Origin of the sequence: Herbiconiux sp. VKM Ac-2851, assembly GCF_013205105.1 — a bacterium.
GTDB classification, from domain to species: Bacteria; Actinomycetota; Actinomycetes; order Actinomycetales; family Microbacteriaceae; genus Herbiconiux; species Herbiconiux flava.
The window spans coordinates 879,307-892,856 of record NZ_JABMLJ010000001.1 but is presented as its reverse complement, the minus strand read 5'-3'; the positions used below and the strand labels follow the sequence as shown (position 1 = coordinate 892,856).

At 70.1% G+C, this 13,550-nt stretch carries 13 protein-coding genes; all 13 read left to right on the top strand.

The genetic code is table 11. The features are described from left to right. Positions 1-28 precede the first annotated feature (28 nt). Complete coding sequence (gene lysA / locus HQQ85_RS04140; RefSeq protein WP_173181213.1) at positions 29-1,477, top strand: diaminopimelate decarboxylase; 1,449 nt, start codon at positions 29-31, stop codon at positions 1,475-1,477. Continuing rightward, positions 1,474-2,811: a homoserine dehydrogenase gene (locus tag HQQ85_RS04135; RefSeq protein ID WP_173181212.1), complete on the top strand. Its 1,338-nt coding sequence runs from the start codon at positions 1,474-1,476 to the stop codon at positions 2,809-2,811. The genes lysA and HQQ85_RS04135 overlap by 4 nt, the downstream gene beginning before the upstream one ends. 50 nt (positions 2,812-2,861) lie before the next feature. Next, complete coding sequence (gene thrC / locus HQQ85_RS04130) at positions 2,862-3,947, top strand: threonine synthase (RefSeq protein WP_173181710.1); 1,086 nt, start codon at positions 2,862-2,864, stop codon at positions 3,945-3,947. Between the two features lie 50 nt (positions 3,948-3,997). Further along, the gene (thrB, locus tag HQQ85_RS04125) at positions 3,998-4,951 is read left to right on the top strand and encodes a homoserine kinase (protein ID WP_173181211.1); all 954 of its coding nucleotides are present in this window, start codon (positions 3,998-4,000) and stop codon (positions 4,949-4,951) included. A gap of 228 nt (positions 4,952-5,179) precedes the next feature. Then, positions 5,180-7,606 carry a transcription termination factor Rho gene (rho, locus tag HQQ85_RS04120; protein ID WP_173181210.1) on the top strand — a complete coding sequence of 809 codons (2,427 nt, stop codon included), beginning with the start codon at positions 5,180-5,182 and terminating at the stop codon, positions 7,604-7,606. Continuing rightward, complete coding sequence (prfA, locus tag HQQ85_RS04115; protein ID WP_173181209.1) at positions 7,606-8,685, top strand: peptide chain release factor 1; 1,080 nt, start codon at positions 7,606-7,608, stop codon at positions 8,683-8,685. The genes rho and prfA overlap by 1 nt, the downstream gene beginning before the upstream one ends. A 46-nt stretch (positions 8,686-8,731) precedes the next feature. Continuing rightward, positions 8,732-9,628, top strand: a complete 897-nt coding sequence (gene prmC / locus HQQ85_RS04110; RefSeq protein ID WP_173181208.1) for a peptide chain release factor N(5)-glutamine methyltransferase — start codon at positions 8,732-8,734, stop codon at positions 9,626-9,628. Between the two features lie 53 nt (positions 9,629-9,681). Further along, positions 9,682-9,873 (top strand): PLDc N-terminal domain-containing protein, encoded by a 192-nt coding sequence (locus tag HQQ85_RS04105; RefSeq protein WP_173181207.1) that lies wholly within the window; start codon positions 9,682-9,684, stop codon positions 9,871-9,873. Between the two features lie 47 nt (positions 9,874-9,920). Continuing rightward, a complete protein-coding gene (locus HQQ85_RS04100; protein WP_173181206.1) occupies positions 9,921-10,583 on the top strand; it encodes an L-threonylcarbamoyladenylate synthase in 663 nt (220 codons plus the stop codon). 1 nt (position 10,584) lies between these two features. After that, a complete protein-coding gene (locus HQQ85_RS04095; protein WP_173181205.1) occupies positions 10,585-11,790 on the top strand; it encodes an MraY family glycosyltransferase in 1,206 nt (401 codons plus the stop codon). Then, positions 11,787-12,281, top strand: coding sequence for a hypothetical protein (locus tag HQQ85_RS04090; RefSeq protein ID WP_173181204.1), 495 nt, complete (start codon positions 11,787-11,789; stop codon positions 12,279-12,281). Before HQQ85_RS04095 ends, HQQ85_RS04090 begins: the two co-directional genes overlap by 4 nt. A 192-nt stretch (positions 12,282-12,473) precedes the next feature. Next, positions 12,474-13,265 (top strand): F0F1 ATP synthase subunit A, encoded by a 792-nt coding sequence (atpB, locus tag HQQ85_RS04085; RefSeq protein ID WP_173181203.1) that lies wholly within the window; start codon positions 12,474-12,476, stop codon positions 13,263-13,265. Between the two features lie 95 nt (positions 13,266-13,360). Continuing rightward, complete coding sequence (gene atpE / locus HQQ85_RS04080; protein WP_173181709.1) at positions 13,361-13,549, top strand: ATP synthase F0 subunit C; 189 nt, start codon at positions 13,361-13,363, stop codon at positions 13,547-13,549. Position 13,550: the final 1 nt, after the last annotated feature.

Genomic DNA, 13,550 nt, shown 5'->3' with positions numbered 1-13,550 from the left:
CGCTTCCTCCAGCACTAGGGATCAGCCCATGACCGTCAGCCCCATCGCCCCCGCCTGGCTGCAGCACCCCGACGACGCGAACGCCCTCGATGCCGCGGTCTGGCCGCAGAACGCCGCCCGTGACGCCTCCGGTGAGATCACCGTAGCCGGCGTCTCCGCCTCCGCCCTGGCCGAGCGCTTCGGCACCCCGCTCTACGTCATCGACGAAGCGGATGCGCGGGCGCGCGCCCGGGGTATCCGCGACGCCTTCGCCGCCGAGGCCGCCGCGATCGGCACCACCGCCACCGTCTACTACGCCGCCAAGGCGCTGCTCACGGTCGACGTCGCCCGCTGGATGGCCGAGGACGGCCTCTGGATCGACGTCTGCTCGGGCGGCGAGCTCGCCGTCGCCCTCGCGGCCGGCGCCGACCCCGCGCGCCTCGGCCTCCACGGCAACAACAAGTCCGTCGCCGAGATCGACCGCGCGGTCGGCGCGGGCATCGGCGTGGTCGTCATCGACAGCGCCATCGAGATCGAGCGGGTCGCCGAGGCGGCCGCCCGGCACGGCCGCGTGCAGGCCGTGCGCCTGCGCGTCAACAGCGGCGTGCACGCGCACACCCACGACTTCCTCGCCACCGCCCACGAAGACCAGAAGTTCGGCGTGCGGCTCGACCAGGCCGTCGAGTACGCCTCGACCATCCGCTCGCACGACTCCCTGCGCTTCCTCGGCCTGCACTGCCACATCGGCTCGCAGATCTTCGGCTCCGACGGCTTCGCCGAGTCGGCGGCCCGCCTGCTCGAGGTGCACGCCGAGCTGCTCGCGGGCGGCGAGGTGCCGGGCCTCAACCTCGGCGGCGGCTTCGGCATCGCCTACACCTCGGCCGACGACCCCACCCCGGTCGCTGAACTCGCCCACGCCATCGTCGGCTCGGTCGCCCGCGAGTGCGCGCGTCTCGGCATCCCCGTGCCGGCCCTCGCGTTCGAGCCCGGCCGCTCCATCGTCGGCCCGGCCGGCGTCACCCTCTACGAGGTCGGCACGATCAAGGACGTTCTCGTCACCGTGCCGGGCGAAGACGCGGCCCCCTCCACCGAGGCCGTCCGGCGCTACGTCAGCGTAGACGGCGGCATGAGCGACAACGCGCGCACCGCGCTCTACGGGGCCGACTACTCGGTGCGCCTGGCGAGCCGGGTGACGGATGCGCAGCCCGCCCTCGTCCGCATCGCGGGCAAGCACTGCGAGAGCGGCGACATCGTCGTGAACGCCGACTACCTCCCGGGCGACGTGCGCCCGGGCGACCTCGTCGCGGTGCCCGCGACCGGCGCGTACTGCTTCTCGCTCTCGAGCAACTACAACTACCTCACCCGGCCGGCCGTCGTGGCCGTGGCCGACGGCGAGGCCCGGGTGCTCGTTCGCCGCGAGACCGAGCACGACCTGCTGGCGCGCGACGCCGGCTACAGCGCCCCCACTTCACCTGCCGACAACGGAGCCGACCGATGATCGAATACCGCAACCTCCGCATCGCCCTGCTCGGCGCCGGCTCCGTCGGCTCGCAGGTCGCCCGACTGCTGCTGGAGCACGGCGACGAGCTCGCCGCCCGCGTGGGCGCCGGCCTCGAGCTCGTGGGAGTCGCCGTGCGCGACGTCGACGCGAAGCGCGACGTCGACATCCCGCGCGAGCTGCTGACCACCGACGCGCTGACGCTGATCCAGTCGGCCGACGTCGTGATCGAGCTGATGGGCGGCATCGAGCCGGCCAAGCAGTACATCCTCGCCGCCATCAACTCCGGCGCCGACGTCGTCACGGGCAACAAGGCGCTGCTGGCGACCCACGGGCCGGAGCTCTTCGCCGCCGCCGAGCAGGTGGGCGCCCAGCTCTACTACGAGGCGGCCGCCGGCGGTGCCATCCCGATCATCCGGCCCCTGCGCGACTCGCTCGCGGGCGACCGGGTGAAGCGCGTGATGGGCATCGTGAACGGCACGACGAACTTCATCCTCGACCGGATGGACGTGCAGGGCGACAGCTTCGAGAACGCCCTGGCCGTGGCCACCGAGCTCGGCTACGCCGAGGCCGACCCCACCGCCGACGTCGAGGGCTATGACGCCGCGCAGAAGGCTGCGATCCTCGCGAGCCTGGCCTTCCACACGGCGGTGCCGGTCGAGGCCGTGCACCGTGAGGGCATGACCACGGTCACCGCCGCGCAGGTCGAGGCGGCCGAGAAGGCCGGCTTCGTGGTCAAGCTGCTCGCGATCTGCGAGCGGCTGACCGACCCGGAGACCGGTGTCGAGGGCGTCGTCGCGCGCGTGCATCCGGCCCTGATCAGCCGGCGTCATCCGCTCGCCGCCGTGCACGACGCCAAGAACGCCGTCTTCGTGCAGGCCGAGGCCGCCGGCGACCTGATGTTCTACGGCGCAGGAGCGGGCGGCACCGAGACCGCGTCGGCCGTGCTCGGCGACCTCGTCTCGGCCGCGCGCCGCCACGTCGCCGGAGGCCCGGGCGTGGGGGAGTCGGTGCACGCGAACCTGCCGGTGTTCGGCATCGGCTCGGTCACCACCCGCTACCAGCTCACGCTCGTCGTCACCGACAAGCCCGGTGTGCTCGCTCAGATCGCCGGCCTGTTCAGCGAGCACGGCGTCTCGGTCGAGGCCCTGCAGCAGACCGTCGCGAGTGCCGCGGCGGGCCGGTCGGGCGATCAGCCGCTCACCGCTACCCTTGTGATCATCACGCACGAAGCCACGGAGGCCGCACTCGCGGCCACGGTGGCCGCTGTCTCGGCCCACGACGCCGTCGTTCGGGTCGAGTCAGTGCTACGAGTTGAAGGAGACACGCCCTAGTGGCCGACACCACCGCCCGCATCCCCTCCCACGGCATCGAGTCACGCGGCATCGAGTCACGCCAGTGGCGCGGGGTCCTGCGCGAATACGCCGACCGCCTCGACATCACCGACGCGACGCCCGTCGTCACGCTCGGCGAGGGTGGCACTCCTCTCATCCCGGCCCCGGCACTGTCCGCCCGCACCGGCGCGAAGGTCTACATCAAGTACGAGGGCATGAACCCCACCGGCTCGTTCAAAGACCGCGGCATGACGATGGCCATCTCCAAGGCCGTCGAGCACGGTGCGAAGGCCGTCATCTGCGCCTCCACCGGCAACACCTCCGCCTCGGCCGCCGCCTACGCCACCCACGCCGGCATCACCGCCGCCGTGCTGGTGCCCGAGGGCAAGATCGCGCTCGGCAAGCTCAGCCAGGCCATCGCGCACAACGCGCAGCTCATCCAGGTGCAGGGCAACTTCGACGACTGCCTCGACCTCGCCCGCGAGCTGGCCACGAACTACCCGGTGCACCTCGTCAACTCGGTGAACCCCGACCGCATCGCCGGTCAGAAGACCGCCGCCTACGAGGTGGTCGAGGTGCTGCAGGATGCGCCCGACTTCCACCTGCTGCCGGTCGGCAACGCGGGTAACTACACCGCGTACTCCCGCGGCTACACCGAGGAGCTGGAGCGCGGCGTCACCACGAAGCTGCCGCGCATGTTCGGCTTCCAGGCCTCGGGCAGCGCGCCCATCGTGCTCGGTGAGATAGTGCGCAACCCCGACACCATCGCCAGCGCCATCCGCATCGGCAACCCGGCGTCGTGGGAGCTCGCGATCGCGGCCCGTGAGGCCACCGACGGCTACTTCGGTGCCATCAGCGACGAGCACATCCTCGCGGCGCACCGCCTGCTTTCGGCCGAGGTCGGCGTGTTCGTCGAGCCCGCCTCCGCGATCGGCGTGGCCGGACTGCTGGAGCGCTCCGAGGCCGGGGTCATCCCCGCCGGTGCGACCGTCGTCATCACGGTCACGGGTCACGGCCTGAAGGACCCGCAGTGGGCGCTCCGCACCGCGGACGGCGGCGAGGTCACCCCGACGATCGTCCCCGTCGACGCCGCGGAGGTCGCGGGCGTGCTCGGGCTGCAGAAGGCGGCCCTGTGAGCGCGGCTGCAGAAGGCGGCCCTGTGAGCGCGGCTGCAGAAGGCGGCCCTGTGAGCGCGGCCGTCTCGGCCGGTCCCCAGGTGGGCACGACCGTCACGGTGCGGGTTCCGGCGACCACCGCGAACCTCGGCCCCGGCTTCGACACGCTGGGGCTCGCGCTCGCGCTGTACGACGAGCTCACGGTCACCGTGCGCCCCGAGCCCGGGGTCTTCGTCGACGTGCACGGCGTCGGCGCGGGGGAGGTGCCCACCGACGAGTCGAACCTCGTGGTGCGCGCCATCGCCCACACCTTCGCGGCGCTCGGCCAGGAGATGCCGAACCTCCACCTCGAGGCGCATAACGTCATCCCGCACGGCCGGGGGCTCGGCTCCTCCGGTGCGGCCATCGTCTCGGGCATCATGGCGGCCAAGGGCCTGCTCGAGGGCATCGTCGAGATCGACTCGCTCGGTCTCCTCGCGCTCGCGACCGAGCTCGAAGGCCACCCCGACAACGTGGCTCCGGCCCTGTTCGGCGGCCTCACCATCGCGTGGGTCACGCCCGAGGGCCCGCAGTCGAAGAAGCTGATCGTGCACCGCGGCGTCTCGCCGCTCGTGCTCGTGCCGCACGAGACCATGTCGACGGCGCTGGCGCGGAGCCTGCAGCCCGAATCGGTGCCGCACGCCGACGCCATCTTCAACGTCTCGCGCTCGACGCTCCTGATCGCCGCCCTCATCCAGAGCCCCGAGCTGCTGCTCGCGGCCACAGAGGACAAGCTGCACCAGAGCTACCGGGCGAGCGCCATGCCCGAGACCGACCGGCTCATCCGGGCGCTGCGGGCGGAGGGCTTCCCGGCCGTCGTCTCGGGTGCCGGGCCGAGCATCCTGGTGCTCTGCAGCGACCCCGGACAGCGTCAGGCCGCCGCCGATCTGGTGGCCTCGAAGGCCGCGACACCCTGGGAATCGCTCGTTCTGGCCGTGGACTTCAAAGGTGCTACAGTGGTCGTGCACCCGGAGAATCAGAACTAGCCTCAGTTTTCGCAGATCTGAATACCTGCGCATCTGATGTCTTGTGCATCTGATCACCATCCCTGGTCGCATTTCCTCAACTCATTTCCTGCCGCGTGCAGAGACGTATCCGGCTCGTGTTGCATCCCACCGCATCTGCAGTGTGATTCCTCGCAGCTGTCTGCGTCCCCCTTCCGCAGCAGTTCTCTGCCTCGCCTCTGATGCCGGCAGGGGAAGGACACCATCTCCGTGACTGACGTCAACACCACCCCCGAGCTCTCGACGCTCAAGGTCTCCGAACTGCAGGCCATCGCCGCGCAGCTCGGCATGGCCGGCGCCTCGAAGCTCCGCAAGGGCGAGCTCGTCGAGGCCATCCGCCGTGTGCAGCAGGGCGACGACCTGCCCGCTGCCACTGCGGCCACGCTCGACCTGCCCGTCGATGCGCTCTCCTCCGAGGCCCCCGCTGCCGAGGCCCCCGCGGCTGAGGTCGCTGCCGCCGAGGCGCCGGCCGCTGGCGCCGACGCGCCGGCTGCCGACGCCGCTGCTCCGGCTGCCGAGGCGCCTGCCGCCGAGGCGCCCGCCGCCGAGGCCCCCGCCGCTGAGGCGCCGGCCGCCGATCTGGCCGGCCCGATCATCCCCGACGAGCTGCTCCGTGCGGCTCCTTCCACCGGATCGGCCCCCAAGGAGCCGATCGTGATCGAGCTCCCCGAGGGCCCGGTCTCACCCAAGCGCCGCTCGCGCCGGGTGAGCACCGAGCGGGTGAGCACCGAACGGGTGAGCGCCGGCGGTCACGCCAACCACGAGAGCGCCGAGGCGCCCATCCTCCCCGCTGACACCGCAAGCACCGAGGCTCCGGCCGAGGGCGGCAACGCCGCTGGCTCCGCGGAGCAGGGTGAGCAGTCCGAGCAGACCGAGCAGGCACCCCGTGAGGGTCGCGGCCGTGGTCGCAACCGCCGTGGACGCGGTGGCAACGCGGCTGAGAACGCCGACGGCTCTGCCCAGAACGGTCAGCAGCAGAACGCTCAGCCCGCTCAGAACGGCCAGGCTGCGCAGAACGACCGCCAGAACGGTCAGGCCGCGCAGAACGACCGCCAGAATGGTCAGGCCGCGCAGAACGGTCAGCAGAACGACCGCCAGAACGACCGCGGCAACGATCGCGGTGACCGCCAGAACGGTCAGCAGCAGAACGACCGCGTTCAGAACGATCGCGGCAACGACCGCGGCGACCGCCAGAACGATCGCGCCAACGACCGCGGCGCCGACCGCAACGATCGCTCAGACCGCACCGACCGCACCGACCGCTCAGAGCGCAGCCAGGGCGAGCCCAGCGAGGCCCGCCAGCAGGAGCAGTTCGACGAGCGCCGCAACGGCGAGCAGGGCGACCGCAGCGAGCGGGGCGCCCGCAACCGCTACCGCGACCGCAAGCGTCGCGGTCAGACCGGCGGCGACGACGTCGAGCCCGAGATCTCCGAGGACGACGTGCTCATCCCCGTCGCGGGCATCCTCGACATCCTCGACAACTACGCCTTCGTGCGCACGAGCGGCTACCTGCCCGGCAACAGCGACGTCTACGTCTCGCTCGGCCAGGTCAAGAAGTACAACCTGCGCAAGGGCGACGCCGTCGTCGGCTCGATCCGTCAGCCGCGCGAGGGCGACTCGAACGGCCGCCAGAAGTACAACGCGATCGTGCGCATCGAGTCGATCAACGGCCTGCCCGTCGACGAGGCGCAGAACCGCGTGGAGTTCGGCAAGCTGACCCCGCTCTACCCCCAGGAGCGCTTGCGCCTGGAGACCGAGCCCGGCAAGCTGACCCAGCGCATCATCGACCTGGTCGCCCCCATCGGCAAGGGCCAGCGCGGCCTCATCGTCGCACCGCCCAAGGCCGGCAAGACCATCGTGCTGCAGCAGATCGCCAACGCGATCTCGACCAACAACCCCGAGGTGCACCTCATGGTCGTGCTGGTCGACGAGCGGCCCGAAGAGGTCACCGACATGCAGCGCACCGTCAAGGGCGAGGTCATCGCCTCGACCTTCGACCGTCCGGCCGAAGACCACACCACGGTCGCCGAGCTCGCCATCGAGCGCGCCAAGCGCCTGGTGGAGCTCGGTCACGACGTCGTCGTGCTGCTCGACTCGATCACCCGACTCGGCCGCGCCTACAACCTGGCGTCGCCGGCCTCGGGCCGCATCCTCTCGGGCGGTGTCGACGCCTCGGCGCTCTACCCGCCGAAGCGCTTCTTCGGAGCCGCGCGCAACATCGAGAACGGCGGTTCGCTGACCATCCTCGCCACCGCGCTGGTCGAGACCGGCTCGAAGATGGACGAGGTGATCTTCGAGGAGTTCAAGGGCACCGGCAACTCCGAGCTGCGCCTCTCGCGTCAGCTCGCCGACAAGCGCATCTTCCCGGCGGTCGACGTGAACGCGTCGAGCACCCGCCGCGAGGAGCTCCTGATGGGCGCCGACGAGACCAAGATCACCTGGAAGCTTCGTCGCGCCCTCGCCGGGGTCGACCCCCAGCAGGCGCTGGAGATCGTGCTCGGCCGCCTCAAGGAGACCTCCTCGAACGTGGAGTTCCTGATGCAGGTGCAGAAGTCGATGCCCGCCCCCGCGCAGGGCCACGGCAACCACAGCGCGTCGAACCACAGCAACGGCTTCGGCGCCCACAAGGGCGAGTGATGTTCGAGTCGGTGGCCACGCTGCAGGCCGAGCACGACGACCTGCAGCGCCAGCTGAGCGATCCCGAGCTGCACGGCGATGCGGCGCGCTCCAAGCGCGTCAACCGCCGCTACGCCGAGCTCAGCCGCATCGTGGCCGCGCACACGGCCTGGGAGCAGAGCGTCGACGACCTCGAGGCGGCCCGCGAGCTGGCTTCGGAAGACCAGGCGTTCGCCGACGAGGTGCCGGCGCTCGAGGCGACGGCCGCCGAGAACGAGGAGCGCCTGCGGCGCCTCCTCATCCCGCGCGACCCCGACGACGCCCGCGACGTGATCATGGAGATCAAGGCCGGCGAGGGCGGAGCGGAGAGCATGCTCTTCGTCGCCGACCTGCTGCGCATGTACCTGCACTACGCCGAGTCGAAGGGCTGGAAGACCGAGCTCCTCGAGCGCACCGAGAGCGATCTCGGCGGCTACAAGGACGTGCAGGTCGCCGTCAAGGGCCGCTCGACCGACCCCGCCGAGGGCGTCTGGGCGCACCTGAAGTACGAGGGCGGCGTGCACCGCGTGCAGCGCGTGCCGGCCACCGAGTCGCAGGGGCGCATCCACACCTCCGCGGCCGGCGTGCTCGTCTTCCCCGAGGTCGACGAGCCCGAAGAGGTCGAGATCAGCCCGAACGATCTCAAGATCGACGTCTTCCGCTCCTCCGGACCCGGCGGCCAGTCGGTGAACACCACCGACTCCGCCGTGCGCATCACCCACCTGCCCACGGGCATCGTGGTGTCGATGCAGAACGAGAAGAGCCAGCTGCAGAACCGTGAGGCCGGCATGCGCGTGCTGCGCGCCCGCATCCTCGCGAAGCAGCAGGAGGAGATCGACGCCGAGGCCAGCGCCGCGCGCCGCAGCCAGATCCGCACGGTCGACCGCTCGGAGCGCATCCGCACCTACAACTTCCCCGAGAACCGCATCGCCGACCACCGCACCGGGTACAAGGCCTACAACCTCGACCAGGTGATGGACGGCGCTCTCGAGCCGATCATCCAGTCCGCCATCACCGCCGACGAGGAGAGCCGTCTGGCCGCCCTCGGCGGCGAGGCGTGACGAACGAGCGACCGACGATGACGAACGAATCCCGGACGACCGCGCGATGACCCTCATCGACACCGCGACCGGCGCCCCCGCGACCGTGCGCTCGATCTTCGAGCGCTCGAGTGCGATCCTGCGCGCCAGCGGGGTCACCGACCCCGAGGTCGACGCGGAGCTCCTGATCGGCCACGTTCTGGGCGCCTCGCGCGGCCGCGTCCAGTCGCTCGTGGTGACGGATGCGGCGCTCGGCGCCGAGGACACCGTGGCGATCGCCGAGGCGGTCGAGCGCCGCGTCGCCCGCGAGCCGCTCCAGCACATCACGGGGGTCGCCTGGTTCCGCTCCCTCGAGCTCGCGGTGGGCCCCGGGGTCTTCGTGCCGCGGCCCGAGACCGAGTTCGTGGCGCAGCTGGCGATCGACGCCCTGCGCGCCGTGGTGCCCGCGGAGGGCGCGCATCCGCTCGCCGTCGACCTCGGCACGGGCAGCGGGGCCATCGCCCTGTCGCTGGCCACCGAGGTGCCGCACGCCGAGGTCGTGGCGGTCGAGAACTCGACGGCCGCCTTCGTCTGGGCGAAGCAGAACCTGCGCTCGGTGGGCGCCGAGAACGCCCGCATCGTCTTCATCGATCTGGCGGATGCGCTGCCCGAGCTCGACGGCACCGTCGACGTGGTGGCCTCCAACCCGCCCTACATCCCGGTAGGCGCGATCCCTCGCGACCCCGAGGTGCGCCTGCACGATCCCGAGCACGCGCTCTACGGCGGACCCGACGGACTCGACGTGGTGCGCGACGTCTCCGCGACGGCGAAGCGCCTGCTCCGCCCGGGCGGAAGCCTCGTGATCGAGCACGGCGACCTGCAGGGTGCCGAGATGCGCGCGCTGCTCGGGGCCGACGGCTGGCGGGCCGTGGCCACCCACCGCGACCTCACGGGGCGCGACCGGGCGACCACCGGCATCCGCTGAGTCAGCACCCCCTAAGCCGGCACCCCCTGAGCCGGCACCCCTAGAATTCCAGCATGGAACCCATCAGCTTCACATTCGGCATCGTCGGCCTGATCGTCTTCATCGTGACGGTCGTCTCGATCGTCAAGAACCCCAACCACGGCGGGCTCGGCAAGTTCATCTGGATCCTGGTGGCGTTCTTCCTGTCGATCCTCGGCTCGATCCTCTGGCTGATCTTCGGCCGCGGGCGCGTCCCCAAGCGCTGAGCGCCTCCCGGGCCCTTCCGGGCGACCCAGCTATCATTGGTCCTGCAATGGCTTCCCTTTACGACTGCTCCGTGTCCACCGAGCTGCTGAGCGGCATGCGCCTCGCCCGTGCCGCGATCGCGCGTGGCGAACTCGCCGTCATCCCCACCGACACGGTGTACGGGCTGGCCGCCGACGCGTTCCAGCCCCGTGCGGTGCAGCGTCTGCTCGACGCCAAGGGCCGCACCCGCCAGTCGCCCCCGCCCGTGCTCATCCCGGGATCGCCGACGCTCGACGCCCTCGCGGTCGGCATCCCCGCCTCGGCGCGCGACCTCGTCGACGCCTTCTGGCCCGGTGGCCTCACCCTCATCCTCCGGGCGACCCCCTCCCTCGCCTGGGATCTCGGCGAGACCGGCGGCACCGTCGCGCTGCGCATGCCGAACGACCCGATCGCCCTCGAGCTGCTCGCCGACACCGGCCCGCTCGCGGTCTCGAGCGCGAACCTCACCGGGCAGCCCGCCGCCGCCACGGCGCAGCAGGCGCTCGACATGCTCGGCGACAGCGTCACGGTCTACCTCGACGGGGGAGAGCGGGCGGATGCGGTGGCCTCCACCATCGTCGACGCCACGCGCCCCGACGGCACGCTCCGCGTCGTGCGCCACGGGGCCGTCTCCGAGGAGCGGCTGCGCGAGGTCGTCGGCGAGCTGCTCATGCCAGGGCCCGGCGCCTGACGTGCGCTTCTACCTCCTCGTCGCCCTCGTCTCGGCCGTCGTCACCTTCGGTCTGACCTGGGTCATCTACAAGCTCAGCCACCGCTACCGGCTGTACCCGAAGATCCGCGAACGCGACGTGCACACGCGGCCGACGCCCCGGCTCGGCGGCATCGCGATGTTCCTCGGTGTCGTCGTCGCCATCGGGGTCGCCTCGCAGATCAGCTGGTTCCGGCTGGTGTTCGCCGAGCCCGGCAAGGTCTGGGCCATCCTCGGCGCCGCCCTGATCATCGTGGTCATCGGCGTAGCCGACGACATCTGGGACCTGGACTGGCTCACCAAGCTCGCCGGTCAGATCCTCGCGGCCGGGCTCCTGGCCTGGCAGGGCGTGCAGATCCTCTCCCTGCCGATCGGCGACACCCGGGGGATCGGCTCGCCCGCGATGTCGCTGATCATCACGATCCTCGCGGTCGTGCTGGTGATGAACGCCATCAACTTCATCGACGGGCTCGACGGGCTCGTGGCCGGCGTCGCGCTCATCGCGAACGGCGTGTTCTTCCTCTACAGCTACCTGCTGGCCCAGGAGACCTCGCCGACCGACTACTTCAACCTCGCCTCGCTCATCACCGCGGTGCTGATCGGCGCCTGCGCCGGCTTCCTGCCGCTGAACTTCCACCCGGCGAAGCTGTTCATGGGCGACGCCGGAGCGCTGCTCGTCGGCCTCCTGATGGCCACCAGCGCCATCGCGGTCACCGGCCAGGTCGACCCCGCGCAGCTCGGTCGCTCGGAGCTGCTGCCGGCGTTCATCCCGATCCTGCTGCCCTTCGCCATCCTGATCATCCCGCTGCTCGACTTCAGCCTCGCGGTGATCCGTCGGCTGCGGGCGGGCAAGAGCCCGTTCAGCGCCGACCGCAAGCACCTGCACCACCGCCTGCTCGACATGGGCCACAGCCACCTGCAGGCCGTGCTGATCTTCTATGCCTGGACGGCCGTCATCTCGATCGGATGTCTGCTCTTCTTCGTGCTCGACCCGTACTGGCCCGCCTTCATCGTGCTCGGTCTCGGGATCGCGGTCTGCACGGTGCTGACGCTGTCGCCCCTCAGCCGTGCCAAGCGACGCGAGTTCGCCGCCCAGTCCGCCGACGCGGGCACCCTCGAAGCCCGTGCCAAAGCCGGCGACGACCCGCTCGACGCGGCCGCCGACGACATCAAGGAGTCCACCCCGTGACCGTCAACGAACCCGCACCCGCTCCCACCCCCGACCCGCGGGGCAACTACCCGACGCCGTCCTCGACGGGGGTGTTCTCGACGATCCTGAAGTGGGATGCGGTGCTCGCCCTGGTCATCGCCGTCGTCGGGGGAGTGGTCGGCTACCTCGTCGACGGCTGGACGGGGGCGATCAGCGCCCTCATCGGCACGGTGATGGTGCTGGTGTTCGCGGGGATCACCGCGGCGAGCATCCTGGTGGCCAACCGCTTCGCCGCGTCACCGCTGTTCACGACGCTGTTCTTCGTGATCGTGCTCGGCTCGTGGATCGTCAAGTTCGCGCTGTTCATCGTGCTGGTGGTGCTGCTGCGCGGCGCCGACTTCACGAACGACGTCGTGCTGTTCCTCAGCATCGTCGTCGCCGTGATCGGCACCCTCGTGGTCGACGTGGTCGTCGTGGCACGCAGCCGGATGCCCTACGCCTCCGACGTGCGGCTTCCCGGTGGGCAGTGAAGGGCTTCACGATTCGTCAGGATGCCCTAACTCTTGATAGGGTTGTCAAGATCGTTCCGCCGCGGGACAATGCCTTCGCATTCTCCCTGCAGCACCCCTCCCACCCGCTCGTCGTCGCGAGAACTATGAACAGTTCCACGCCCCGAACAGGAGATAGCGCTGATAGCTAACGCTGTGCACCTGCTAGCCCCCATGGCAACCTCCGATGACGGCGGTTTCCACGGCCCGTCCATCGAAGAGTTCTTCCCCGAAGTCATCTTCTTCGCCGGAACCGATTTCGAGATCAACCGCATCATCCTGATCCGCTTCCTCGCGGTGCTGGCGATCGTGCTGATCTTCTGGCTCGGCACTCGGCGCATGAAGGTGGTGCCCGGCCGCTTCCAGTCCATCGTCGAGATGGGGCTCGACTTCGCGCGGGTCAACATCGCCGAAGACCTCCTCGGCAAGAAGGACGGCCGTCGCTTCCTGCCGCTGATCACCACCATCTTCTTCATGGTGCTGTTCATGAACATCACGGGCATCATCCCGTTCCTGAACATCGCCGGAACGTCGGTGATCGGTGTGCCGCTGGTGCTCGCGGTCGTCGCGTGGTTCGCCTTCATCTACGCGGGCATAAAGAAGCACCCCGGTGCCTTCTTCAAGAACGCGCTGTTCCCGCCCGGAGTGCCGAAGGCGCTCTACATCATCGTGACGCCGATCGAGCTGGTTTCGACCTTCATCCTCCGCCCGGTGACGCTGACGCTCCGACTGCTGATGAACATGGTCGTCGGCCACCTGCTCCTGGTGCTGTTCTTCTCGGCCACGCAGTTCTTCTTCTTCACCGCGACGCAGACGAACTTCTTCTACTCGCTGTTCGGCGTCGGCACGCTGGCCTTCGGCTTCGTCTTCACCCTCTTCGAGGTGCTGGTCGCGGTGCTGCAGGCCTACGTCTTCGCTCTTCTCACCACTGTCTACATCCAGCTCGCGCTGGCTGAGGAACACTAAGCGGTTCAGGCGTCCGCCCGAACCACCATCACGAAAGGGAACACAACGTGGCAGATGTATCGATCCTCGCTGAGGTCACCGGCAACGTCGCGACCATGGGCTACGGCCTCGCCGCCATCGGCCCCGCCATCGGCGTGGGCATCGTGGTCGGCAAGACCATCGAAGGCGTCGCCCGCCAGCCCGAGCTCGCCGGCCGTCTCCAGGTGCTGATGTACATCGGTATCGCGTTCACCGAGGCGCTCGCGTTCATCGGTATCGCGACGTACTTCATCTTCACCTCCTAGT